The sequence below is a fragment of the Erythrobacter sp. JB3-1 genome, from assembly GCF_057364995.1.
Window position 1 is genome coordinate 363847 of sequence record NZ_CP200289.1, and the last position, 25457, is coordinate 389303.

The 25457-nt window shown below is 59.5% G+C and carries 22 protein-coding genes; 13 read left to right on the top strand and 9 right to left on the bottom strand.

The window, feature by feature from the left end; genetic code table 11:
- Positions 1-71 precede the first annotated feature (71 nt).
- The 5 genes from AC0V6M_RS01840 to AC0V6M_RS01860 all read left to right on the top strand — a co-directional run bounded on the left by AC0V6M_RS01840 (position 72) and on the right by AC0V6M_RS01860 (position 4799).
- Positions 72-1046 carry a hypothetical protein gene (locus AC0V6M_RS01840; RefSeq protein WP_486137160.1) on the top strand — a complete coding sequence of 325 codons (975 nt, stop codon included), beginning with the start codon at positions 72-74 and terminating at the stop codon, positions 1044-1046.
- A gap of 24 nt (positions 1047-1070) precedes the next feature.
- Entirely contained in the window at positions 1071-1649 is a 579-nt protein-coding gene (locus tag AC0V6M_RS01845; RefSeq protein WP_486137161.1) for a ricin-type beta-trefoil lectin domain protein, read from the top strand.
- Positions 1650-1790: 141 nt separating this feature from the next.
- The gene (locus AC0V6M_RS01850; protein WP_486137162.1) at positions 1791-2651 is read left to right on the top strand and encodes a TolB family protein; all 861 of its coding nucleotides are present in this window, start codon (positions 1791-1793) and stop codon (positions 2649-2651) included.
- Positions 2652-3093: 442 nt separating this feature from the next.
- On the top strand, positions 3094-3882 hold the full coding sequence (locus tag AC0V6M_RS01855; RefSeq protein ID WP_486139554.1) for an alpha/beta hydrolase family protein: 789 nt from the start codon (positions 3094-3096) through the stop codon (positions 3880-3882).
- A gap of 110 nt (positions 3883-3992) precedes the next feature.
- The gene (locus AC0V6M_RS01860) at positions 3993-4799 is read left to right on the top strand and encodes an SDR family oxidoreductase (protein ID WP_486137163.1); all 807 of its coding nucleotides are present in this window, start codon (positions 3993-3995) and stop codon (positions 4797-4799) included.
- 61 nt (positions 4800-4860) lie between these two features.
- On the opposite strand, the gene AC0V6M_RS01865 is transcribed toward AC0V6M_RS01860, so the two are convergent.
- Positions 4861-5163: a 4a-hydroxytetrahydrobiopterin dehydratase gene (locus tag AC0V6M_RS01865; RefSeq protein WP_486137164.1), complete on the bottom strand. Its 303-nt coding sequence runs from the start codon at positions 5161-5163 to the stop codon at positions 4861-4863.
- Positions 5164-5235: 72 nt separating this feature from the next.
- Here AC0V6M_RS01865 and ccmA point away from each other — a divergent pair, with 72 nt between their 5' ends.
- Entirely contained in the window at positions 5236-5841 is a 606-nt protein-coding gene (gene ccmA, locus AC0V6M_RS01870; protein ID WP_486137165.1) for a heme ABC exporter ATP-binding protein CcmA, read from the top strand.
- Entirely contained in the window at positions 5838-6488 is a 651-nt protein-coding gene (locus AC0V6M_RS01875; RefSeq protein WP_486137166.1) for a heme exporter protein CcmB, read from the top strand. Before ccmA ends, AC0V6M_RS01875 begins: the two co-directional genes overlap by 4 nt.
- Here the strand turns inward: AC0V6M_RS01875 and AC0V6M_RS01880 are convergent.
- The 3 genes from AC0V6M_RS01880 to AC0V6M_RS01890 are packed head-to-tail and all read right to left on the bottom strand — an operon-like array spanning position 6466 to position 8801.
- Positions 6466-7041, bottom strand: coding sequence for a hypothetical protein (locus AC0V6M_RS01880; protein ID WP_486137167.1), 576 nt, complete (start codon positions 7039-7041; stop codon positions 6466-6468). The two genes, AC0V6M_RS01875 and AC0V6M_RS01880, sit on opposite strands and share 23 nt — an antisense overlap.
- Positions 7042-7054: 13 nt before the next feature.
- Positions 7055-7882: a type I methionyl aminopeptidase gene (map, locus tag AC0V6M_RS01885; RefSeq protein ID WP_486137168.1), complete on the bottom strand. Its 828-nt coding sequence runs from the start codon at positions 7880-7882 to the stop codon at positions 7055-7057.
- A 43-nt stretch (positions 7883-7925) separates the two neighbouring features.
- Complete coding sequence (locus AC0V6M_RS01890; protein ID WP_486137170.1) at positions 7926-8801, bottom strand: PdaC/SigV domain-containing protein; 876 nt, start codon at positions 8799-8801, stop codon at positions 7926-7928.
- Positions 8802-8868: 67 nt separating this feature from the next.
- Between AC0V6M_RS01890 and AC0V6M_RS01895 the strand changes: the two genes are divergently transcribed.
- From AC0V6M_RS01895 to glnA, 5 genes are all read left to right on the top strand, one after another.
- Positions 8869-10269: a leucyl aminopeptidase family protein gene (locus AC0V6M_RS01895; RefSeq protein WP_486137171.1), complete on the top strand. Its 1401-nt coding sequence runs from the start codon at positions 8869-8871 to the stop codon at positions 10267-10269.
- Between the two features lie 127 nt (positions 10270-10396).
- Positions 10397-10744, top strand: coding sequence for a hypothetical protein (locus AC0V6M_RS01900; protein WP_486137172.1), 348 nt, complete (start codon positions 10397-10399; stop codon positions 10742-10744).
- Positions 10745-10771: 27 nt separating this feature from the next.
- Positions 10772-11704, top strand: a complete 933-nt coding sequence (gene argC / locus AC0V6M_RS01905) for an N-acetyl-gamma-glutamyl-phosphate reductase (RefSeq protein WP_486137173.1) — start codon at positions 10772-10774, stop codon at positions 11702-11704.
- Positions 11705-11959: 255 nt separating this feature from the next.
- A complete protein-coding gene (locus AC0V6M_RS01910) occupies positions 11960-12298 on the top strand; it encodes a P-II family nitrogen regulator (protein ID WP_486137174.1) in 339 nt (112 codons plus the stop codon).
- 68 nt (positions 12299-12366) lie between these two features.
- Positions 12367-13776: a type I glutamate--ammonia ligase gene (gene glnA / locus AC0V6M_RS01915; protein ID WP_486137175.1), complete on the top strand. Its 1410-nt coding sequence runs from the start codon at positions 12367-12369 to the stop codon at positions 13774-13776.
- Between the two features lie 84 nt (positions 13777-13860).
- Here the strand turns inward: glnA and AC0V6M_RS01920 are convergent, their stop codons facing one another.
- The gene (locus AC0V6M_RS01920) at positions 13861-15780 is read right to left on the bottom strand and encodes a sensor domain-containing diguanylate cyclase (protein ID WP_486137176.1); all 1920 of its coding nucleotides are present in this window, start codon (positions 15778-15780) and stop codon (positions 13861-13863) included.
- Between the two features lie 63 nt (positions 15781-15843).
- Between AC0V6M_RS01920 and AC0V6M_RS01925 the strand changes: the two genes are divergently transcribed.
- Entirely contained in the window at positions 15844-16509 is a 666-nt protein-coding gene (locus AC0V6M_RS01925; RefSeq protein ID WP_486137177.1) for a lysozyme, read from the top strand.
- Positions 16510-16557: 48 nt separating this feature from the next.
- Here the strand turns inward: AC0V6M_RS01925 and AC0V6M_RS01930 are convergent, their stop codons facing one another.
- From AC0V6M_RS01930 to AC0V6M_RS01945, 4 genes are all read right to left on the bottom strand, one after another.
- Positions 16558-20760, bottom strand: a complete 4203-nt coding sequence (locus AC0V6M_RS01930) for a translocation/assembly module TamB domain-containing protein (RefSeq protein WP_486137178.1) — start codon at positions 20758-20760, stop codon at positions 16558-16560.
- On the bottom strand, positions 20760-22931 hold the full coding sequence (locus AC0V6M_RS01935; protein WP_486137179.1) for an autotransporter assembly complex protein TamA: 2172 nt from the start codon (positions 22929-22931) through the stop codon (positions 20760-20762). The genes AC0V6M_RS01930 and AC0V6M_RS01935 overlap by 1 nt, the downstream gene beginning before the upstream one ends.
- Positions 22932-22999: 68 nt before the next feature.
- A complete protein-coding gene (locus AC0V6M_RS01940) occupies positions 23000-23845 on the bottom strand; it encodes an arginyltransferase (protein WP_486137180.1) in 846 nt (281 codons plus the stop codon).
- A 311-nt stretch (positions 23846-24156) separates the two neighbouring features.
- Entirely contained in the window at positions 24157-25422 is a 1266-nt protein-coding gene (locus tag AC0V6M_RS01945) for a threonine ammonia-lyase (protein WP_486137181.1), read from the bottom strand.
- Between the last annotated feature and the right edge of the window lie 35 nt (positions 25423-25457).

Genomic DNA, 25457 nt, shown 5'->3' on the forward strand with positions numbered 1-25457 from the left:
CTCTGAACCGCCATCACTGAATGCTCTCACCGTTGATTTGACAGATGGAGAACGGGAATATGCGGTGCAGCATGCTAATTTGTGGATTTGGCGCTGCATCTCTGGCGGCGTGCAATTCAGCAGATGAAGTTGTTTTGGGCGACGGCGCAGGACAAGTAGAAGGCGCAAGTTATTCCACCGGGCTAGCCGAGCAAACCACAGCGTCCCTGATCGAGTGCGGAGATGACGCGCGCATCGCCGCTGTCGGAACCATCACCAGCGACGATGGAAAGAGCTGGACGGTCCCTGCTGAAACCAATTTCGTTACCGCTCCTAAAGCAGCGGACCTCTATAACGATTGCAGTGGGTTTACGCCCGGTGGGATTAAGGAGATCGATCTGAACGATGTGCCGGTCTTCGATGCAGGCGGCGAAGAAGAATTCACGCTTTTCGTGTTCGCCGACAATTACTTCGAATTTTACGCCAATGGCCAGCTCGTGGCAGTCGATGCGGTACCGTTCACACCGTTTAATGCCTCCGTCATCCGCTTCACTGCGTCGCGGCCGCTCACCCTTGCGTTCATGGGTGTGGATTGGGAAGAGAATTTGGGGATCGGTTCAGAAGAGAACCGCTCGTCGTCTTATCATCCCGGTGATGCGGGACTGGTGGCTATGCTGAGCGATGCCCAAGGCAACCCATTGAAAGTAACAGACAGCAGCCGGAAAGCGCAAACTTTCTATGTTTCCCCGCTCAATGACCGCGCGTGTTTGGTTGATCAGGGCAGCACCCGCGACAGTTCCGCCTGCGCGTCAGTAGCTAGCGATGACGGCCCGCAGATGTCCGCCGCCTTCTGGCCTATCCCAGCAGGATGGATGACAACCGAATTCGATGACACAGGCTGGCCCGCAGCTGTCACCTACACAAACGGCACGGTCGGAGTGGATAACAAGCCAGGATACACCAATTTCACGGACATTTTCGATGCGCAAGCAAGCGATGCCGAATTCATTTGGAGTTCGAATCTGGTGCTAGACAATCTGGTATTAATGCGAGCCAGCGTTGAATAATCATCTCAAATGGGACGAATAAACATGAAGAATTTTGCAATGCTCGGCGCCGTCATTTTGGGTTTTACAGCCTGTTCAGATGCAACGACAGAAACCACCACTGCACCGACCGAGGCGGAGGCGAGCGCGAATGCTGATGCCGTTGAAATCGTGCTAAACGATCAACTTGATGGTGTGACCAACGAATATTGCCTCGACATTGCAGGGGGCCGCGAAAACGTTGACCCGGCCAATGGGTTGCAAGGCCACACTTGCTATAGCCGTGATGGCGCGCTTGGCACGGACCAGATCTTTGATGCAGCAATGTTTGAAAACAACACTTTGTTTATGCCTGAATATGATGTCTGCGTCTCTGTTGAAGGCGCCGAGATTGGATTGGCCGCTTGTGATGAAAGCGAAGCGCAGCAGGTCAGCTTTGTTGAAGATGGTACTATCCGCCCTCTCGCCGATGACACGCAATGCTTCACCCTGCAGGAAGACACGCGCACCGGACGCAGCACAGAAAATCAGATAAAAGTACTCGCATTGGAGCCTTGCTCTGATGACAAAGCCGCCTATCAAGTCTGGCGTTCGCGCAGCAGCGACGACACACCTAATACCTAATGGCCTAACACCTAATGGAATGCCTAGGCCAAGCCTATCAGACCATCGCGGTACAGCCCTGTACCTGCCCAAACTTGTGAGCAGCACGCGATGTGTGTTATTTGAATAGTACAGTCATTTGAAATCGATCGGAGAACCCCCATGTCCCCTCGCATAACCTCTCGTCTTTCATTCACTGCGCGCCTGCTGACCACGGCGCTCGCCGCATCTGCCCTAACGCTGCCGGGCACAGTCTCTGCAGATAATCACGCCGCCAATACCGGAGCCACCATGACCAACACCGCCGAAGCCTATGATCTGATCCCGCGCGATGCGCTGTTCGGCAACCCAACCAAAGCGCAAGGGCGCATCAGCCCCGATGGCAAATATCTCGGCTGGCTCGCACCAAAGGACGGCGTGCTCAATATCTGGATGGCTCCGCGTGACAATCTCGATGCTGCCAAAGCGATGACGAGCGCAGCCGACCGCCCGATCCGCCAGCATTTCTGGTCACCAGATTCTAGCAGCCTGCTGTATATTCAGGATAAAGGCGGCGATGAGAACTTTCTGCTCTATTCGATCAATGTCGAAACCGGGGTAGAAACCAATCTTACCCCGTTTGAGAATACCCGCGTCGACATCGTCGGCGGGTCAGAAACGATCCGCGATAAAATCCTGATCGGTCTCAACAATCGCAATCCTCAGTTTCACGATGTGCACCTGCTCGATCTCAACACAGGCGAGCTTGAGCTGGTGTATGAAAACAACAGCTTTGCCGGGTTTATGGCGGATGACACGCTGACCCTGCGCATGGCGATGCGCCAGAACGAGGCAGGCGGCACCGACTATTTCCGGGTCGAGGGCGGCGCGGTTGAAGAGGCCCCATTTGAAAACACGGCGATGGAAGATCTCGCTGACAACCTCGCCAGCGGGCTACACCACCGATGGCTCCACGCTGTATTGGCTCGACAGCCGCGGCCGCAACACCGCCGCTCTGTACGCTCAGGACACAGCGAGCGGTGAAAAGACGCTGGTGGCGGAGAATGACAAGGCCGACATTGGCGGCACCATTCGCAACAACAAAACTGGCGTGGTTGAGGCCTATTCGGCGAACTATCTCAAGACCGAGTGGACAGCTATTGATCCTGCGATCAAGGCCTCGCTCGATTGGCTTGGCGGCCAGCTTGATGGCGAGTTCGGCGTCCCCAGCCGTACCGATGACGACATGATCTGGATCGTATGGAACGACCCGCTGACCGCGCCCAGCGGCAGCTATATCTATGACCGCGCAGCCAAGACCCTCACCCCGTTCTACATCACCCGGCCAGAGCTGGAGGGCGCGCCGCTGCAGCCGATGCAACCGGTAGAGATCATCAGCCGCGATGGCTTAACCCTGCCATCTTACCTGACACTCCCACCGGGCAGCGACAGCGATGCAAGTGGCCGTCCAGATGCCGCAGTCCCAATGGTTCTGCTGGTCCACGGCGGTCCATGGGCGCGCGACAATTATGGTTTTTCCAGCGGCGTCCAATGGCTCGCCAACCGGGGCTATGCCGTGCTGCAAGTGAACTTCCGGGGCTCCACCGGGTTCGGCAAGGACTTCATCAACGCAGGCAACAAAGAATGGGGCCTAAAGATGCATGACGATCTGATCGATGCAACTGACTGGGCGATCGAGCAAGGCATCACCACCGCCGATCAAGTGGCGATCATGGGTGGATCCTATGGCGGCTATGCGACACTTGCTGGCCTCACCTTCACGCCAGAGAAGTTCGCTTGCGGCGTCGACATTGTTGGCCCGTCCAACCTTGAGACCTTGCTGGCGACCATTCCGCCCTATTGGGCACCGATGGTGAAGATTTTCCATGAGCGCATGGGCGATCCAAACACCGAGGAAGGCCTTGCTTTGCTGAAGGCCGCAAGCCCGCTGTACAAGGCCGACCAGATCACTAAGCCGCTGCTGATCCTGCAAGGCGCCAATGATCCACGCGTCAAACAATCGGAGAGTGATCAGATCGTCGGCGCGATGAAGGATGCCGGTGTTCCGGTCACTTACGTGCTCTACCCTGATGAAGGGCACGGTTTCGCAAAGCCGAACAACAACATCGCCTACACAGCGATCACCGAGAATTTTCTGGCGGAATGCCTCGGCGGACGCAGCGAAGCGATTGGCGATACGGTTGGCAATTCCACCGCCCAGATCCTCGAAGGCGCACAGCATGTGGTTGGCCTAGAAGCCGCGCTGGCGAAGTAGCCACCCGCTTAACCCACAGATGATCCGTGCTGACACGCATGTCAGTAGCTGACAAACAGAGCGCGCGGGGTTAGACCTCGCGCATTCTTGTTTTCGGGGAGTAGGTTCAGGTGACACAGCGTCGGTCAATTTTCATCACTGGCGGTGCCTCAGGCATTGGCCGCGCGATCGCGCGCCTGTTTGCAGAGCGCGGCTGGTTTGTGGGGCTGGCCGACGTGAACGTGCAAGGCATGCAGGACACCGAAGGCTTACTTCCCGGCGGGTTCTCCTATTCGCACAAACTGGATGTGCGCGACCGGGCCGCTTGGGACGAGGCGCTGGAGGCCTTCGCTATGGCCGCTGGCGGGCGGATTGATTGTGTCGTCAACAATGCCGGGATCGGGGTTGGCGGACAAATCCACGAGATGGAAAAGGATGAAATCGACAACTGCCTAGACATCAATCTGAAGGGCGTCCTTTACGGTGCCGCCGCCGCGTTCCCGTATTTGAAGGAGACAGCGCCAGGCTCGGTGCTGCTAAACACAGCCAGCGCCGCCGGGATTGCCGGCTCTCCCGGCATGAGCGTCTATTGCGCGACAAAGTTTGGCGTGCGCGGCATCGCCGAGAGCCTGGATGCCGAATGGGCTGAACATGGGATCAAAGTCGCTTCGATCTGCCCCAGCTTCATCGAGACGCCGCTGCTGGATGGCACGGGCAATCGCGGCTCTAACGAGCAAATCCGCGACACCGTGCTAGCCGCCGGACTAGAAATTACACCTGTAGAAGAAGTCGCCGAGGTCGCCTGGAATGCAGTGCACGGTGACGATTTGCATTATGTCGTCGGCAAAACCGCCAAACAGCTAAATTTTGCCAAACGATGGATGCCGGGCCGGGTCCGCAAACAAACTCGCACTGGCACAGGCTTGCTGGGCCAATAGGACTAGTCAGAATAAAGGGGAATACGCCTAGGCACCGACACAAGTGCAGTGAGTGCGGAACTCACGAAAGCTCAGCAATCGCCTTCGCCATGGCCGCATCGCGCGCCGACAGGCCGCCGATTTCCCCTGCATCATGCGTGGTCAAAGTGATCTCGACCTTGTTGTAAACATTGAACCATTCAGGGTGATGATCCTGGCTCTCCGCGATCAGGGCGACCCGGTTCATAAAGCCCCAGGCCTGAGAGAAATCGGCGAACTCAAACTTGCGGAAAATCGCCTTGCCATCGCGCACTTCATTCCATTCTGGAAAGGCCGCGAGCAGCTCCGCTCTTTCGCTATCTGTCAGTTCAGGCACACGGCTCATATCGGTTCCGATCAGGCAATTGTTGTCTAGCGTGTTGTTTGCGGGGCAGCTATTGCCTAACGCCGTGCAATCATGCAAGCGCGCCTTACCGTATCTGACCTTGCCTGCCGCCGGGGCGACCGCGTGCTGTGTCGGGGTCTTGGCCTGACTTTGCAAAGCGGCGATGCGTGCCATGTGACCGGCGCAAATGGCATTGGAAAGACGACCCTTTTGCGCAGCTGCGCGGGCCTGCTCACCCCCTTTGCGGGAAAGGTGGAGAGTGAGGGCGCTATCGGCCTGCTCGATGAGCGTATGGGTCTTGATCCCGATCTGCCGCTGGGCCGAGCGCTCGCATTCTGGCAAAAGATTGATGGCTGCGTGGATGTTGACGCGGCGATGGATGCGATGGGGCTCGGCAATCTGCTCGATATACCGGTACGCTATTTGTCGACTGGTCAGCGCAAGCGCGCAGGGCTCGCGCGTTTGATCGCGCAGGCCGCGCCGATCTGGCTGCTTGATGAGCCGCTAAGCGGGCTCGACACCCGTGCGATTGAGCAAGTGACCGCTTTGATTGCTGCGCATTGTGAGGACGGCGGGATCGCTCTGGTCGCTTCGCACCAGACGCTCAGCATTGCGGGCCTGACGGCGTTGGAACTGGCGGATTACGCTCCCCGCGCAGAGCCAGAGCCAGCCGCATGATCACCGCGCTGCTCAAACGCGATCTGGCGCGCTTTTTTCCCTTCACCGGCAGCGGGGCGGCTCTGCCCGTGATCTTCTTTTTGGCGGTAGCGATGCTATACCCCTTCGCAGTTGGGCCGGATGCGCCCTTGCTCGCACGCACGGGCGGCGGCGTGGTTTGGATTGCCGCCTTGCTGGCCGCGATCCTGCCGCTCGACAGCTTGGTTGCGCGCGACATTGAACTGGGCGTGTTTGATCGGCTGAAACTGCGCGGGGTTACTGAGGAAGTCAGCATGGCCGTGCGTCTGGCCGCGCACTGGCTCAGCTTCGGCCCGCCACTGATATTGGCAACATTCCCGGCGGCGGCTCTGCTCAATCTGGATGGAGAGACGCTGCACATTCTGCTGCTCGGATTGCTGGCCGGCACGCCGGGCCTCGCCGCAATTGGTCTGATGATCGCATCGCTCACAGCGTCCTTGCGCGCAGGCGCGGCGTTATCGGGCCTGCTGCTGATCCCGCTGGCGCTGCCGATCCTGATCTTCGGCGCAGGCGCGCTCGCCCGCATGGATCAGGCGAGCCTCGGCTTTGTCGCGGCGACTAGTTTGCTTTTGGTGGCAATTGCGCCCTTTGCCGCAGGCGCTGCGATCAGGGCTGCGCGGGAGGGATAGATTGCCTACTGGCTACATCTTTTTTCAACGTTTCCAACGCGTCCAATACCACGGTCGCAATGCCGACTATTGTGCGGAGCGTGGCGCTCATATCACCAAACTTCATCGATATTGTTGACAAGATGCCTTGAACGTCACCTCGTGGAATCCCAGCATGCCTTCCACCCTCGACCTTTGTCACAAAATCAATCACTTCCCGGATCGAGAATCGCCGTCCACGATGGAAGATGACCTCTTCATTCATAAATTCTTCAAGATCAACAGCGTGCTTAGTATGATTGACCATCACATAGCGCGGAGACAAGCCATCCAAAACGAACCAACTGTCCGGCGATAAACCTGCCTTCTCCAAATCTTGCCAATGAGAGCTGCGTGCAACTGTAAATTCAATAGGAACTGAATTGACGTTCACAATCGCAGCCAGTTCCTTGTTTTTGTCGAGCAGCAATAGGAAAACCAAATTTGCCGCATTGAGCACATCATAGGGGTCCTTCGAACCAAGACGTTCTTCCAGATCTTCGATCCTCTTTAGAAAAAGACGTTCGCGATCCATATTTTACTCCCCATCAATAAGGCGGCTTGTCTTTACCCGTCGGGCTGAGCGTGAATATCTCCGTGCCCTCTTCGGTTACGGCGAGCGAATGCTCAAACTGGGCGGATAGGCTCTTGTCGCGGGTCACCGCGGTCCAGCCATCGCCCAGCACTTTCGCCCATGGCTTGCCGAGGTTGATCATCGGCTCAATCGTGAAGAACATGCCCGGTTTCAGTTCCGGTCCGGTTCCAGCTTTCGCCGCGTGCACAACCTCCGGCGCATCGTGGAACAGGCGGCCAAGGCCGTGCCCGCAAAACTCGCGCACCACGCCGTAACGGAATTGCTTCGCATGCGCCTCAATCGCAGCGCCAATATCGCCCAGCCGCGCGCCGGGTTTGCCCGCCGCTTCGATGCCCAGCATCAGACATTCATGCGTCACATCGACCAGCCGCTTGGCCTTGAGGCTTGGCTCACCGGCAAAGAACATGCGCGACGTGTCGCCATGCCAGCCATCGAGCAGTGGGGTGACATCGACGTTGACGATATCGCCCTCTTTGAAGACTTTGTCGGAGGGAATGCCGTGGCAAATCACATGGTTGATCGAGATACAGCGGCTGTGCGTGTATCCGCGATATCCCAATGTCGCGGGCACTGATCCTGCGTCCAGCATCATCTCGCGCACGGCGGTGTCGACGCTTTCCGTCGTCACGCCGGGCTGCACCAGACTGGCGACCTCATCCAGGATCCGCGCGGCCAATTGTCCGGCCTTGCGCATCCCATCAAAGCCATCTGGCCCATGGAGTTTAATGGTGCCGTCGCGGTAGACGGTCTGATCGCCTTCGATAAGCTGATATTCGGTCATTGCCGCTATGTAGCGACAATGCGCGCGATTTGCGAGAGGGGGCTTATTTTGCCGAAAAGTGCGCGCGATATTCCGGTTTTACCGCGTCCAAAATCGCCTGTGTGACCGGAACAGTCACCTCGTAATCGCCCTCCACATAAGGGCCCGCAACATAAGGCGCAGCGAGTAACCCCAGCCGATCAAAGCTCTTGCCCGTGGATGATCCGAGCAGCAGTGTCGGCTGATTGAGTTTGGGGCACTCGCTGAAATATCCGCCGTCTTCCACCTTGCCGCGGCGCTTGGCTTGCTCCGTCTTCAGTCCCTCACAATAGGGCGCCCTAACGGCGTCATGCAGGGCGGCCGTCGATGTGAACAGCGCGTAAGGATCAAGCGCCTCCCCTTCCCCATCATTTGCCTGCCGATCCCATACGAGAGTGTCGAACCAATAATTGCCATGTGCGCCGCCCGCATAGACATAGTGATTGGCCGACAGCGACAGGAAACGCCGTAGGTCCGCCACCACTTGCCAGGTCTTGCCATAGCTGTCGGTCTTGCAAGAATTGCAGTCGCTATCCGCAAACTCCTCCAGCGTGCCGCGCCATGATTCCTTCTGCTCGGCCAAGGCTTGCGTTCGGCGCTGTTGAAGCTGCCGCGCGAGGCCTGGTATCGCGCTGACCTGAGCAGGCCAGCTGTATTCGAAATCACGGCTGGCACCGCCGATTTCTTCTTTGTCGGTGAAGTTGACCGCTTTGAACCCGGCCGCCGTGCGGCGCTCCAGATCATCCTGTGCGCTGCCACTCCCAGCGACTTCGGGCGGGGTCGGAGGGGCCGGTGTGTTTTGCGCAACGCCGACATCATCAGCGACTTCTTCCGGCGAAGAGCAGGCCGCGAGCGCGCCCGCCGCCAGAACCGCCACACAAACCGTCATTGCCCTGCCCATGATGTCCACCCTTCCACTTGCGCAATTCGCGCGTGACAAGTCGTCGCTCAAAGCTAATGACGTAAGTATGAATGATACCAAAGAATTGATCCAGCCCGACCGCGGGCAAGACGCCATCTCGATCCATCTTGTGACGCAGGACGGGTATGAGGATTGGGTGAAATCCCTTAGCACGGGACAGCGCGCCGCGCTGACCGCGCAGAAATTCACCGGCGGCGCTGGCCAAACGGGCATTGTGCCAGATGGCGACGGGTGGTTTGCGGTTGGCGGCGTGGCCAATAAAGACAAGCTTTCAAGCTATTGCCTCGCCGGATTGGCCGCGGCACTGCCTGAAGGCACATACCGGCTAGAGAATGCAGAGGCTGGCGCGGCGATGTTTGGCTGGCTGACCGCGCATTACCGCTTCACCCGCTACCGCGAGGATGAAAACGCGGCCGGCCCGCGCGTGCTGCTGACCAAGCAGGCCGCCGCGATTGAGCCATTGCTCGCGGAAGCTGAGGCAGAGATGCTGGTCCGCGACCTGATCAACACACCGGCAGAGGACATGGGGCCAGCCGCCCTAGAGGCAGAGTTTGAAAAGCTCGCGAAAGCCCACGGCGCCATTTTGAACGTGACCAAGGGCGACGCGCTGGAGCAAGGCTATCCCATGGTGCACGCCGTGGGCCGCGCCGCCGCGCGCCATCACGCACCGCGCATGCTGCACCTCACCTGGCAAGCCAAGGGCGGCAGCGACAAGGATCCCGCGCTGGCGATTGTCGGCAAAGGCGTGTGCTTCGATTCGGGCGGACTCGATATCAAGCCAGCCGCCGGGATGCGCCTGATGAAGAAAGACATGGGCGGCGCAGCCCACGCAATCGCGCTTGCGGGCCTGATCATGCGGGGCGGGCTGAAGGTGCAATTGCACCTGTTTGTGCCAGCGGTTGAAAATACGATCTCTGGCCCGGCGTTCCGCCCCGGCGATGTGCTGGACAGCCGCAAGGGTCACAAGGTTGAGATCCACAACACCGATGCAGAAGGGCGCCTGATCCTGGGCGATGCTCTAACCCGCGCAAGCGAGGAAGAGCCGGAGCTGATCATTGATTTTGCCACGCTGACCGGCGCAGCGCGCATTGCTCTGGGCCCCGATTTCCCAGCGCTGATGACGCGCCGTGACAAGACCGCCGCTGACATAATTGCGGCGGGCAAAGCGAATGATGATGAGCCGTGGCGTTTGCCTCTGCCGGAGGGATATTTCGACTATCTCAAATCCGACATTGCCGATTTCACCAACGCACAAAGCAATCCCTATGCAGGCGCGAGCGTCGCGGGACTGTTCCTCGACAAGTTCGTGGGCGAAGGCATTGAATGGGCGCATTTCGACACGTTCGGCTGGCGTCCGTTCCCCAAGCCGGGGCGCAGCAAGGGCGGCGCGGCCTATGGTCTGCGCGCCAGTTGGCACGCGCTCAAAGCGCGCTATGGCGGCGAGTGAACGCGCGCCTATTTGAGCTTCGCTTTCCACCGCTAGCCAGCGGCTAACTTGCTCGAAAGGCTTTGGCCGTATAAGCGCGCCGGACCCCGGCGATACGCGCTGGGCGGTGACAGGGAACCAGGCTCCTATGAGCAAGGCTGCAAAATACGAAGTGCCATCAGGCGTGCTCGGTTTGAACGGCCCGATTGCGCGTCCTCAGCCCGGCACTCTGCCCCTGCGCGGTGACCTCGCGCATATCGCGCTCGCGGGCACGCATCTCGCGGCGCATTACATTATTCCTGAGCCCCGCGAAGTGGCAGCCGGCGGTGCATCCATGCTGCTGCAGCCGCAGGATGGCGCAGAGCTGGTCACAGCGCTCGATCCCGGCAGTGCAATCGAATTGCTCGATGTCGCGGGCGACTGGGCTTGGGCCACGATTGGTCCGGATGGGCCAAGCGGATATGTCAAAGCCGATAGTTTAAGCATCGTTGCTTAGCGCGCGCCAGCGGCTAAACAGCGCAGCATGACAACACGCATTTTCATCGATGGAGCCGCCGGGACGACCGGCTTGGAAATCCGCGAGCGTCTGGCGGCGCGCAGCGAATTTGAGCTGCTGGTGCTGGATGATGACCGCCGCAAGGACGAGGCGGCGCGCAAAGAGGCTTTGCATGAAGCCGACATTGCGATCCTGTGCCTGCCCGACGATGCAGCGCGCGATGCTGTGGCCTTGGCCGCTGGATCAAACACGCGGATCATCGATGCCTCCAGCGCGCACCGTGTGGCGGAAGGCTGGACCTATGGCTTTCCGGAGATCGTCGGGCACGACAAAATTGCCAAGGCGCAGTTTGTCTCCAACCCGGGGTGTTATCCAACCGGCTTTCTTGCTCTGATTGCACCATTGGTTCGCGCGGGGCTGCTGCCAACTGATTGGCCATATACGGTCAATGCGGTGAGCGGCTATTCTGGCGGCGGAAATGCTTTGATTAAGCGGATTGAGGACGAACCCGACCTCGCCTTTCGCAGCTACGGCCTGAATATGGCGCATAAGCACCAGCCCGAGATGAAGCTGCATGCTGGACTCAAACACGGCGTAATTTTCGCGCCAGCCGTCGTGCGAGCCTATCGCGGGATGCTGGTTGAAGTGCCGCTTCACCTAGGCGCAATTGATAGCACGCTGACACCAGATCATTTGCGCGAAGCTCTGGCCGAGAATTACGGCTCGTCGTCCATCGTAACCGTTGCCCCAGCAGAGCCACCGACCGAGCTTAACGTGTGCGAAGGTGAGCCAGCAAGCGACGCCATGACGCTCTATGTGTTCGGCAATGAGGGCGGCTATCATGCCCGCTTGATCGCTCGGCTCGACAACCTTGGAAAAGGCGCGAGTGGCGCAGCGGTTCAAAACCTCAACATCATGTGCGGTTTGCCCGAAACCACCGGCCTTCGCCTGCCCGGCTAAGCACGCTGCCGCTAAGCAATTGCCCTGAGCCTTTGCCTAATTTTTAGGCAATCAGAGTCTGTGCTTTGTGCAGGCCCGCCTTGCGGAGCCACGCGCGACATGATCTTGCGCTGCGACCATTTCAAACGAATGCCCCTTGCGTAGCAGGCCAGATCATCTAACCCAATCCATCACAGAGATTGGCACGATTCTTGGATCGCGCGTAGCATAGTTTAAGGCGACCAAATCCGCCTGACAGGGGAGACCGACCGGGCCGTGAAAAAAGTCGAAGCAATTATCAAGCCATTCAAACTCGACGAAGTGAAGGAGGCGCTGCATGAAATCGGCGTATCCGGTATCACGGTTACTGAGGCGCGCGGCTTTGGCCGGCAAAAGGGCCATACAGAGCTCTATCGCGGCGCCGAATATGTCGTCGATTTCCTACCCAAGGTAAAACTCGAAGTCGTCATCAACGATGATCTGGCCGAGCGCGTAGTGGAGGCTATCGCCGCCGCTGCGCAAACTGGCCGCATCGGTGATGGCAAGATCTTCGTCTCGCCGATTGAGACCGCCCTGCGCATCCGCACGGGCGAGACCAACGAAGACGCGATCTAAATTCAACCACCCTCTTTGCTCGTAAGAATGCGGGCGCAACCACCAGATAAGCTGGAGAATGACAGACCATGGCAAGTGCAAAAGACATCGTAAAACAGATCAAGGAACATGACATTGAGTGGGTGGATCTGCGCTTCACCGACCCTAAGGGCAAATGGCAGCACCTCACCATGTGCGGCAGTGTCATGGACGAAGACGCGCTTGACGATGGCCTGATGTTCGATGGTTCGTCCATCGAAGGTTGGAAAGCGATCAACGAATCCGACATGATCCTGAAACCTGATCTGGACACCGCTTATGTTGATCCGTTCAGCGCGACCCCAACATTGATCCTGTTCTGCGACATCGTAGAGCCATCCGATGGCCAGCTCTACGCCCGCGACCCGCGCTCCACCGCGAAACGCGCCGAGGCGTACCTCAAATCAACCGGCATTGGTGACACCATCTATGTCGGGCCAGAGCCTGAGTTCTTCATGTTCGACGATGTTCGCTTTGAAGACGGCTATGCCGGATCAGGTTTTGCAATCGACGATATTGAGCTGCCAACCAACACGGGCAAGGAATATGAAGGCGGCAACATGGGCCACCGTCCGCGCGCCAAGGGCGGCTATTTCCCAGTTGCTCCAGTAGACAGCGCCACCGACATTCGCGGCGAAATGGTTGCCACGATGATGGAAATGGGCCTGCCCATGGACAAGCATCACCACGAAGTTGCGGCCGCTCAGCATGAGCTCGGCATTACCTTCGGCAATCTCGTCCAAACCGCTGACCGCGTGCAGATCTACAAGTATGTCGTACAGCAAGTCGCGCATGCCTATGGCAAAACCGCGACCTTCATGCCGAAGCCGATCAAGGACGATAACGGCAGCGGCATGCACACCCACATGTCGATCTGGAAAGACGGCGTGAACACCTTCGCTGGCAATGAATATGCCGGCCTGTCGGAAACCTGCCTTTACTACATCGGCGGCGTCATCAAGCACGCGAAGGCCGTCAACGCCTTCACCAACGCCACCACCAACAGCTACAAGCGTCTGGTCCCAGGCTTTGAAGCACCGGTTCTGCTCGCTTACTCAGCGCGCAACCGCTCTGCCTCTTGCCGCATTCCATACGGCGCTGGCGAGAAAGCCAAGCGGGTTGAGTTCCGTTTCCCAGATGCTCTGGCCAACCCATATCTCGCCTCTGCGGCACTGATGATGGCGGGTCTCGACGGGATCGAAAACAAGATCCACCCAGGCGAGGCGATGGACAAGAACCTCTATGATCTGCCGCCGGCTGAGCTTGCTGACGTGCCGACCGTTTGCGGCTCCTTGCGTGAGGCGCTTGAGGCTCTTGAGGCAGACCACGAATTCCTGCTGAAGGGCGATGTGTTCTCGAAAGATCAGATCGACGCTTATGCTGAGCTGAAGTGGGAAGAGGTATCGCGCCTTGAGACCACACCGGCTCCGGTCGAGTTTGACATGTATTACAGCAGCTAATCCGCCGCTGACACACGATAACAAGGGGGCGCCAAGAGTGATTTTGGCGCCCCTTTTGTTTGTTCTGAAGGCTCTAGGCTGAGATTAAGCCGCAGTGCGCAGCAGATTTCGCCCAGCTTGTTTCGCATCATACAGAGCACGGTCGGCTTTCTGCATTGATCGTTCAATGCTCTCATCCGCGTCAACCGCTGCCAGTCCGGCACTCATCGTAACCTGTGTGAGGCCAGCGATTTGCCAGTTCTCTGCCGCGACATCGAGACGCAATCGCTCAATAATCCCGTGCGCAGTGGCAACGTCTTCACCGGGTAGGATCACGAGAAACTCTTCCCCGCCGATGCGGCCGGCACAATCGCCGGGGCGCAATTGTTCAGACACGATTTGCGCAACGCGTTTCAACACCTCGTCACCCGCCTGGTGCCCATGAAGATCGTTGACCGCCTTAAAGTGGTCGATGTCGAAAATCGCAATTGTCAGCGGTGCGCCGCTAACCTTGGCCACCCGAGCCGCTTTACGCAGCTCGCCAAAGACTTTGCGGCGATTGGCAATCTCAGTAAGATCATCAGTCTCTGACAGGCGCAGCGCCGTTTTCGCTTCGCGCAAGGCATCACGCCGCGCCACGCGCAGGGCTTCGAGCGTTTCAGTTTGCGCGGTGATATCTTGGAAGGTTCCAAACAGGCCGTGGAACGTGCCCGATGCGTCAAACCGAGGGTGGCCGATACTGGAAATATAGCGGATTGCGCCATCAGGCCTGACGATCCGTGCCTCGTATGCAAAGGGTTTGCGTCCCCCTATCGCATCGGCCAAAAGAGCGCGCACTCTGTCGCGATCCTCTGGATGATAGAGGTTTAGCGAGCGCACATCTTCAAGCGACACCACGCCGCCCAGCTTAGGGTCTCCCGGCTCAATGCCGTGGATATGAAACACCTCTTCTGACCAAACCAGCGTAGATTGGTCAGGTTCGAGCGCCCAGTGCCCCACCCTAGCGGTTTTCTCCGCCAGTTTGAGCAGTTCGGTCGACCGAACATATTGATCAATCAGCTTTTTCTTTTCCGCCATCAGTGCCGACAGCGGCCAAACAGAACACAGTAGGCTGAGCAGATAGAACTGCAGGAACAGCGTTTCCCATTGCAGTGCAAATTCGCCAATCACCGGGCCTGAGAAATCGGTCTCTAGAGTGGCGACAACCGCGACAAGGCTGATGCTGACCGCCGCACCACGCGAGCCATAGGCGTAGGTCGCAGCGGCAACCGCGATCACTGGCAGGAACAGAAACTGCCCCTCACCAAGAGCCACGGCGGCCCAGCAGATAATCCCGACGACGGTGGTAAAAAGCCCAAAGCGCAACACCGACCCGCGCGAGACCTGGTCAAACTTGAGCGGAAACTCATTCGCAGCGGCCACGATCAATGGCGTTACGATCAGCATCCCAAGGCAGACGGTCGTGAACCACGATACGAAGAAGGGCAGCGTCAGCTCGCCTGCGAGCAGAGCAGCAATTGTCGCACTCGCAGCGCTGCCGACGACGGCCGCGCCAAAGAAGGTCGCAAGCCAGCGTTTATCGTCCAGAGTGCGCGGAACGCCAGAGGTGCGAATGACCAGCTGGCTAATCAAAATGCCTTCGGCAACATTGGCGGTGGTGAACGCCAGCGCCGTCCCTAGGGACGCGCCGTAAAGCACATTGGCGATGATGCTGGCCGCGGCGACAGCCACAGCTATGGGAGCGATCTGAGTGCGGCGCGCGAGAAGCAAAGCCGAAACGAGAATCCCGCTGGCAGGCCAAAGAGTCGCAACTCCGCTAACCCCCAATGCGAGTTCAAAGGAGAAGCAGGCGGCCAGAAAATAGGCCGCTCCCACTATGCATACGATCGCCCAGTTTTTTACTGGTGCGTCAGTTTTAGAAGAGTTCCCGTCCATGGACCGGCCCTGCCGCACAAGTCTTAAGATAGAGCTTTGGAATTGTAACAGGATGTAAAATTTGCATCTCTCGCCGCGCAAACTTTCCATTTTCCTACTCGGCTACAATCTGCCTAATAGGTTCGCCTCTGTTCCCACTAGGAGGCGACCGCCGTGCCATATCTCACCTCAAAATCTCGCAAGCCCTTGTTCGATGCCGTTCGCGCAATGCTCGGCCGGGGTTTTCGCAAATCTGAAGTCGCGACGCTCGATCGCGCGCTCGATAGCGCCAGCGGTGATGAGGCAGCCTGTGTGCCGAAACGCAGCCATGTCTCTGTACCGATTGTAAAATCCGCGCGCTCTGGAATGCGGATTGGCGAGCAAGGGATCGCCATGATCAAACGGTTTGAAGGATGCGCGCGGCTGCGCACGGACGGGCTGATAGAGGCCTATCCTGACCCTGGTACAGGCAGCGAACCCTGGACCATTGGCTGGGGCGCAACCGGACGCGGGCTTGGCGCAGATGACCGCATTGGTCCTGGCACCGTCTGGACTCAGGCAGAATGCGACGCCCGGCTGGAGGAAGACCTTGCGCTCTACGCCGCCGATGTCGCGCGCGCGCTCGGCGATGCCCGCACCACCCAGACGCAATTCGATGCCATGGTCAGCTTTCACTACAACACCGGCGCAATTGCTCGTGCGACCCTGACCCGTAAGCACAAGGCCGGAGATTTCGATGGAGCTATGCGAGAGTTCGCGCGCTGGAACAAGGCTGGCGAACGGGTGCTGAAAGGGCTGACCCGGCGCCGAGCTGCTGAGGCGAAATTGTATGGGTCTTAGGTTGGGCGTGCCGGGCTTGGATCAGACCAACCCCCAAAACAGGCCCACTCAATAATCGCGGCTGATCTCTGCCACAACGCTTTGCCGTCCAATGGTCGACACACTGCCGAGCAGAGCGAGCCACCGTGTAATCCGGTACTCCACGCTGGTCGCGCTGTACCCGCGGCCATCAGTCACGATCTCAACGTAGACACGGCGGCCAAGATTTTTACCCAGCGCCACGCCAGTACCGCGACCAAGCGCCGGATCGGCGCTGACAATGCGCAGTTGATCAAGGCCGATTGCATTGCGCAGCTGGCTGACCGGATCGATCCCGCCGCCGCCGCGCAGGCTCGCTAAGGCCGCGCCCAATTGCAGCGCATCGGTAGCCGATAGGCTGGTGATCGAACCGCCGAACAGTAGGCGGGCGAGGATTTCTTCCTCAGGCAGCTGCGGGGCCGAAGCAAAGGTAATTTCAGGGCTGTCAGAATTGCCGCCAATCGCAACAGTCACATTGACGTCGTCAGCGCTCGTTTCCGCCTCAATGTCTAGGCGCGGATTGATCGGCTCGTTTGCGTCAAAGGCGATGCGCCCGCGCGTCAATTCGAACCGTGTTCCCGCAAAGGTGTATGCCCCGCGCACCAGCCTTGCCTCACCACCAATGCGCGGGTCGCTGGTCGTACCGCGCAGCGCAATGTCCGCGCCCCATTCGCTGTCGAGGCCCAGGCCATCGACCGAAATCCGGCTGTTCGTGCTGGCATCCACCAGATAGCGCCAGGTTGATGCAGAGGCGGTCCTTGGGCGCGCATCGACCGGCGTGTTCACTTCTCTGGTGCGCACCTCGGGCAGCGCCATGTCTTCCGCCGCAACGCCCAGCGCCCAGCCGGCCCGGTTGATCCTCAGCCGCCCGGCGATGGTCCCGCCGCTGCCATTCGAGATTATTCGCAAGGGTCCGGTCAGTGTCGCGGACAGACCGTTCGCGTTGAGCAGCTGCGCACCATCAACCGCTGCGCGCAGGTCAATCTGCGGCGGGCGGCCCGATTGCAATCCAGCGAAATTGACCGAGCCGCTGCCGCTGACGGTGCCGCCGCGCGCAGTTGTCCCGGCGAAGCGTGTTAGCCGCAGCCGCGATCCAGCAAATTGTCCGCGCACCGCGACATCGGCGATATCCGTGCCGGACAGCGCGCTTTGCACCCGCAGATTGTCGCTCGCGACCCGGCCGTTGAACACCGGGTTGGAAAGCGTGCCGGTAACCTTGGAGGAAACCGTCGCAGGGCCGGTCAAATCGAATGTCTCAATCCCGATCAGCCGCCAAACACCCTCAGCCGGGCCGCTGTAGTTCAAATCCGCAGCCAGCCGCCCACGCCGCAGGCGCTGCATCAATTCACCGCTCGATGGCACGCCAGCAATGTCCGCCTTGACCCGGCCAAGCCGGTTGCCTTCTTCGCGCAGCACCGCTCCGCCGCTCAATCGGCGCGGCGTTAGATCAAGCACCGCGAGCACATCGACCGGGCGCGAGGACAGGACGAGGCCGGAGCGGGTGAAGTTCTTAATCTCAACCTTGGCATTGGCGCTTGGCGGCGCGCTGCCCGTTTGGCGGTAGTCGATCAGGCCAGAAATCACACCGCCAAAGCCTAAATCAGCAATGGCGAGATCGGCCAGTGAGAGCGGCATGTCGGCCAGCTTCGCCTGCACGGCGGTTTCTGCCCCGCCCAGTGCGCCTTCAACAATGGCATACCCCCGGCCAAAGCCGAGCTGCGTTGGTGCAAGCCGCCAGCCTCCCTGCCCCTCTGCCTGGGTCAGGACGGCGCGGCGCGGCATTGTGATATTGCGGCCTGCAAACTCACCCCGAGCCAAGAGCGCGAGGCGGCGCGGTGCAATATCGCCATCAAATTTGAGCGCAAAGCGGTCACTTCGCCGTCCGGCAATCGAAGCGGTCGCTTTGCCTGCGCCATTGGTCACATTGGCCTTGCCCGCGAAGCGCCCAATGAACAGCGCGCCGTATTCGAGGCCAGAGCCGGAGATGTCAGCATTGATGCGGCTGGAGCCTTCGGTGAAGGCGCCGCTCGCGCTGATATCTGCGCTGGCCAAAGCCAAAGTGGTCGTCCCGCCAAAGCGCGCGCGGAGAACTGTCACATCGGCATCGAAGGCCTGCGCCGTCCCTTCTGGCGCGAGTGCGATTGACCCGCCAATGCCGCCGCCGCTGAGCGCTAGATTTCCGCGCAGCCCGCGCTCTTCCAAGGCGAGCGCACCCGTTACATCGGTGCGCCAGATTTTGAGGCTTGAGATGTCGATCCGCGCGGGACCATCACTAGGCAAAGCAAGCCCAAACACGCCTTTGAACGGGCCGAGCAGAGAGCCGCCCTCGGTATCAATCGCAAATCCATTGTCGTTTGGCGCAATCGCAACGCGCACATCGGCGAGGCCAGCGGCGGGCAAAGGATCGGCGAACACCAATGTCGCGCGCGGCCCCTCGACGCCGAAGGCTCCGTCAATCGTGAAATCACCATACTCCGCGTGCCGCCCAGAACCGACTAAGCTGGTCGTGCCATCTACGATCCGGCCATCTGCCGCCAGAGACAGTTTCGGGCTGTCCGCCTCCAGCGCGGTGAAAGAGAACGGCGAATTGCCGCCGACCGAGAGCCCGCCGCGCAGTTTTATTGGGCCGCCTGCGACATTAGCGACCGTCTCATTCGAGATGCTGGAAAGCTCGCCTGCAAAGTTTGCTCGCAGGCTCCAGGGGATATTCGCGCCCGCTTTCAGCAGGATCTTCGCGGTGGCATTGGCGCTGCCGATATCCGGCAAGTCAAATTCGCGCGCACTGACTGGCCCGGCCAGCGCATACACGCCCGCCGACGTATCGCCCCTGAGCGTGAGATTGGCCCCGAGCGTTTCAAAGGCGAGGCGCAGATTGTCGCTGGTGAGGCGCCCGCCGCGCCAATCGAGCCCGCCGCGCAAAATGCCGCTGGTCAGCTTTGGATCGAGCGCGGCGATGCCGGTCGTCACCGCGCCGCTGGTCGCATCGAGCGGCAGCGACCAACCGGCCCCATCATAGCGCGCCGTGCCGGACTGGACGATGTTGGCGATCTCTGTCTCGCCAGCGACAAGCGCACCAATCTGCAAGGAATGCTCGGCAGCAAGTTCGCGGAACGGACCGTCAAGGTTCGCAGAAAGCCTTGTGTTCTCCAGCGACACAGCCGATCCAAACAGCCCTGGATCGCGCAGCAAGGCATTGATCCCGAAGCCATCAAAGCGGTTGTCAGCCAGATCAACCGCGCCCTCACCCCGCGCAAACAAGGCGCGCGTGGCGGCAGCGAACTTGCCGTCAAACGTGCTGTCTTCCAGCGTTCCAACCAGTGATAGCGACAGTGCGTCGCCCAACGCCCGCGCCGCAATGCCCGTACCCTCAATCGGAGGGGAAACTTGTCCCAGCAGGCTGTATTTGCCCGCGCGATTGGTAATCTGAAAACCGGCTACACGGGCTGTATCTTCGCCGCCCGTCTCCTCCACGAGCAGATGGCCAAGCCATTTCTCCCACGTCCCCTCGCCATCAATGCGCGCGCGGTAGCCGCGATCCAGCCCTGCCATCTGCGCAATCACACCGGCGGCTGGCGCGGCGTAGTCGAGCTTTATGTCGAACTCGTCGCCATCGGGCATGGCATTCAGCAACAAGGCAATGCGATCTTCGCTGCCCAATGTTCCTTCCAGATCAACGAACACCAGGCCTGAGCGAATGTCAGCCTCCGCCGTCAGATTGACTTGCTGTGCATCCTCACCGGCAATGCCCGGGGCGAGCGTGAGGCTGTCGATCGTCAGCTCATCAACGCGAATGTCAAAATCTGGTAGGATCGGCGCGTCCGGATCGCCGGGAAGCAGCTCTGGCAAACGGTTGAGCGTGCCGCGCCGCGCGCTTAGCTCGCGTATGTCGAGGCCGCTGGTGAGCCAGGCCAGAGGGTTCCAATTGAGATCGACCTCCGGGATCGTCAAAAACTCTCCGACCGGATCAAACACGGTCACGTCATGCAACGTCGCCTTGCCGTATATATCCCCCTCGATCCGCCCAACTTCAAAGCGCAGCCCGGATGCAGGCGCGACTTGAGCGATCTGATCGGTCACAAAGCGCTTACCAATGGGCGTGCTCAAAAACGCAGCCGCGAGCACGAGCGGCAAAAGGATGATCGCCAGCGCCCAACCCAGCCGCTTGGCCCAGCGTCGTTTGCGCTTCACCGGTGGGCTCTCCGCTTGCTCTTCGATTGCGGCGTCTTCGCCCATCAGAATGCCTGCCCCAAGCTGACATAGACGACGACCGGGCTGTCGAACTCATTGGGATTGAGCGGCACACCGACATCAACCCGGATCGGGCCGAACCCGGTTTTGTACCGCACGCCCACGCCCGCACCGACGCGGATCAGGCCAAAGTCCGGCGTGTTGTCGACCGAGACGGAGCCAGCATCAACGAAAGGCACGACTTCAACCGCGCCATCGAGCAAACCGGTTTCGATCCGTGCCTCTAGCGAGAATTCGACCAGAGAGCGCCCGCCAGTCGCCTCTCCCGTATCGGGATTGCGCGGCCCGATGGCTTGAAAACCATAGCCGCGCACCGAACCGCCGCCGCCTGCATAGAGCCTACGCGATGGCGCGATGGCATCGACGCCTGCGCCCTGAATGGTCGCGAATTTTGCGCGGCTGGCGAGCACGGTGGAGCCAATGGATTGGTAATACGTCGCATCCGCTTCGCTGCGGAGATAGAAACTCGTCACCCCAAGTGATTGCGAGACCTCCGGTGCAAGGAAACCAGTAAGCCGGTATCCGCTGGTAGGGTCGAGCAAGTCATCGCTGGCATCAATCGTTGCACGGCCAAACAACCCGCCGATGACGAAGGCCTGACGCGGGGATTCCGCGCCATCGACGCCTTGGTTGCGCTCGTCAGTGTAGAGCAGCTCGCCGCCCAGCGCCCAGCTAAACGGCTTTTGAAACAGCAGATTGGAAAGCCGCTCAAATGTGCCGCGCAGGCCAATGGTGCGCGCATCCACCGCCTCGGTTTCAATATCGCTGGCATAGGCATCCAGTGTGAGGACCTGATCGCGCGCGCGGAAATTACTGCGTTTGAGGCTGAGGCTGGCGAGCCGTTCGCGCGTGCCAAGAATGCCGCGCACAGTCAGTGCGCCTTCTGGTGGGAAGAGGTTGCGATGCTCCCACCCCGCCTCTACCTTCAGACCGTCCTCAGAGCCAAAACCAATCGCGCCAGAAATCGTGCGCAGCTTGGCCTGCTCAACCCCGACATCGAGCGCGACCACGCCCGGCTCGTCGCCGCTCGGCGAGGCGACTTCTCTAGGAGTGATGGTGACGCTCGAGACCAGCCCGGTTGCGGTGACCGCGCGGCGCAGGTCAAACTCCAGACTGCGCTGATAAGTGTCACCCTGCTCAAACCGGGCAATTCGCGACAGGTGCTTGCCAGACAGGAACTCCGGCTGACTGCTGGTGACTTCGCCAAAAACATATTTGCCGCCTGGCTGAACTGGCAGCGTCAAATCGCCCTCTCGCCGCGTGTGATCGATCAGCAATTCTGGCTCATCAATCTCAGCAAAGGGATAGCCAAGCTCTCCCAGCTCCGTATCGAGCGCAATTTGCTGCTCAATAATCCGGTCGGCGTACAGCGGATCGCCCGACTGGATGGCAAAGGCATTGCGCAGATCGGCATAGTCGAGCGCGCCGGAAAGAGCGCCTAGGTCAATCTCGCCAAAAGAGTATCGCGGACCGGGCAGAATATCGAAGCGGGCGCGCGGCTGAGCGCTGGCGGTGTCTTCACCGGGGCGCACGCCGGACAGCTGGCGGATCACCTGACCATCGTAATAGCCATAATTGCGCAAAGTGCGCTGAAGCAGGACCTGATCGGCGCGCGCGCGCGCCGCCAATTGCGCGATGCTGGCCTCGCTGCTGCTTAAAGTTTCCACGGTAGAAAGTGCTTCAAATCGGGCGAGAAAAGCCGCGCGCTCCGGGAATCCCTCTGTATCGGCAGGAAAACCGAGTTCCAATTCGTCCGATATATCGAATCGGGCAAGCTCTGGCAGGTCTATGAGATCGGGCGCATCGATTTCGGCCAACGCCTCAACCTCAGGATCAGGGGTCAGCGGTTCGGGCACCACAATCGTCAGCGTTTCGAGTTCTTCGGCGATTGGGTCTGGCGCGTCAGCTAGATCTGGAACGGGATCGTCAGCCAATTCAATGGTTTCGGATGATGCCGCAGCCGGCCCTGCGCCCTGTGTCGCCCAATCCTCGGCGTTTTCGACCGCGCTATCCGGTATCAGATCTTCAAGCGAACGCGGCGGCGGCGGAGCAGCTCGGCTCTGGCGCTTCGCTTGGCTCCTGTAGAGACACTGCGCCCTCGGCAGCGGGCTCGTTTTCAGCCGGCTCCGCCAAGTCAGACCCAGCATCCTGCGCATAGGCGTATGGGCTATGCACTGCGCAACCCATCGCCGCAGCGAGCCATATGCTTCGCAATGTCAGGATATTATGTCGCTGGGAATTTAACCGGCTGACCGTCTTTACCGCGCGCACCTTTGATCGGCTCGTCCAGCGAGGTCTTTGGCGCAGTGGCCTCAGCAATAAGCTCGCTTTGCTCTTCATCAGACATACGTTGCCAGCCTTCACGGGTCAGCCGTTCGAGCGGGCGATAGCGCACCTTATATTGCATCCGCGGCGATCCCTCGACCCAATAGCCGAGATAGACGTAGGGAAGCCTTTGCTCCGCAGCGCGCACTATGTGGTCAAGAATGATGAAATTGCCAAGCCCCGCGCGCGCTTCATGATCGGGATCATAAAAGCTGTAAATCATCGACAGGCCGTCGCCTTGGCGATCGGTCAGGCAGGCGCCGACCAAACGGCCCGGCTCGCCATTTTCGCTCGGCTCGCGGTATTCGACAACATAACTGGTGACCGGCGTATGCTCGACCATGTCGGCATAATCGAGCTCGTCCATTGCCGCCATGCCGCCATCGGGATGGCGCGCGCCCAGATATTTGGCGAGCAGCTCAAATTGTTCATCGGTCGCCCACGGGCGACATTCCGTAACAACGAGATCCTTGTTGCGCTTCATCAGCCGCTTTTGCGTGCTGGAAGGTTTGAACTCGTCCGAGACTACCCGAACAGAAACGCATGCCTGGCAATCAATGCAGTCGGGCCGGTAAGCCACCGTTTGACTGCGGCGAAAACCAATGCGGCCAAGCGCTTCGTTCAGCTGATCTGCGTGCCCGCCCTTAAGCTCTGTAAAGACTTTGCGCTCGCTCTTGCCCGGCAAATAAGGGCAAGGCGCAGGGCTAGTAACAAAGAAACGAGGAAAGCGGATCGGGGCCGTCACGGGTTTGCCTTGAGTCCTTGTGCAAAGGGTGAATCAGGGGGTTGGGCGTTAAGACATTCTTATGCCTGTTTGACCGCCGCAGTAAAAGTATCTTAACCACAAAAGAGGGTTAATAAAGGCTCACTATGCACATTTTGCCGCAAGAATGGCGCAATTGCGTGGGGCAGGAATTGGGATTGACACCAATCCGGATACAGTTTGTTCGCTAGGGGTTAACGCGTAGCCTGGTGAAAAGCACTCGAAATGCGTCCACACCTCGAGCCCCGCAGAAGTGCGATTGCGTAGTGACAACACTGGCTCAAATGCTTGATTTAGGCGAGCTCAGCCACAGTCACTTTGTAATCCGCCGCGCGCAGCGCCGCGACCAGAGCGTTGAGCTGATCCGCGTCGCGCGCCTCGCACTCAATATCCGTGATCAAGCCCTTGGCAGGCAGCGTTGTGAAGATGCGCTGATGGTAGATCTCAATAATGTTGACGTTGTGCGCATCGAACAACCGCATTACCTTGAACAAGGCGCCCGGGCGATCCTGCAAAGTCACCCGCAGGCGTGCTAGCCGCCCTTGCCGCGCCAGATCGCGGAGCAGCACATTAGCGAGCAGGCGAGTGTCGATATTGCCGCCGCACAGCACCATGCCGATGGATTTTCCGGCGAACCGTTCCGGGTGCTGAAGCACTGCTGCTAGGCCAGCAGCGCCCGCGCCCTCGACGACGGTTTTCTCAATTTGCAGCAGCAAAGCGACCGCTTTCTCCAGCGCCGGCTCATCAACCAGCAGGATGTCGTCGACACGCTCGGCGATCACCTTGCTGGTGAACTCACCCGGCTGTTTGACCGCGATGCCTTCGGCCAGAGTATCGCCCCCGCACATGCGCTCTTCCCCTTTGATGCGCGCATACATGCTGGGAAACAGGCTGGCCTGAACGCCGACCATCTCAATGTCGGGATTGAGCGCGCGGGCAACTGTCGACATGCCAGAGATCAGACCGCCGCCGCCAATCGGGGTAACCAGACAGTCTAGGTCCGACTTTTGCTCGAGCATCTCCAAAGCGACTGTGCCTTGGCCAGCGGCCACATGCGGATCATCAAATGGGTGCACGAATGTGAGCCCCATTTCCTTTTCCAGTTTACGCGCGTGCGCATTCGCATCGTCGAACGTCTCGCCTTCGAGCACAACATTGCCGCCCACACTCTCGGTCTGCATCACCTTCACGGTCGGCGTGGTACGCGGCATCACGATCGTCACCGGCACGCCCAGCCGGGTGCCGTGATAGGACAGACCCTGACTGTGATTGCCTGCCGAGGCGGCGATTACGCCGCGAGCACGCTGTTCATCAGTCAGTTGTAGCAAAGCATTAAGCGCGCCGCGTTCCTTATAGGCAGCGGTGAACTGCAGGTTTTCAAACTTCAGCCAAATCTCAGCCCCGGTAATCTGCGACAGGGTGATCGAGTGCATCATCGGCGTTTTCACAACCGCGCCATCAATGCGCGCGGCGGCGGCGCGTACATGATCAAGGGTGAGGTCAGCAGGGCCCCAGGTTGCGGGGGCTGATGCGGCGGCAGAGGCAGATTGTGCTGTCATAGTGACCGGGCGAGTAAGCCTTTGCGATGCGAAGG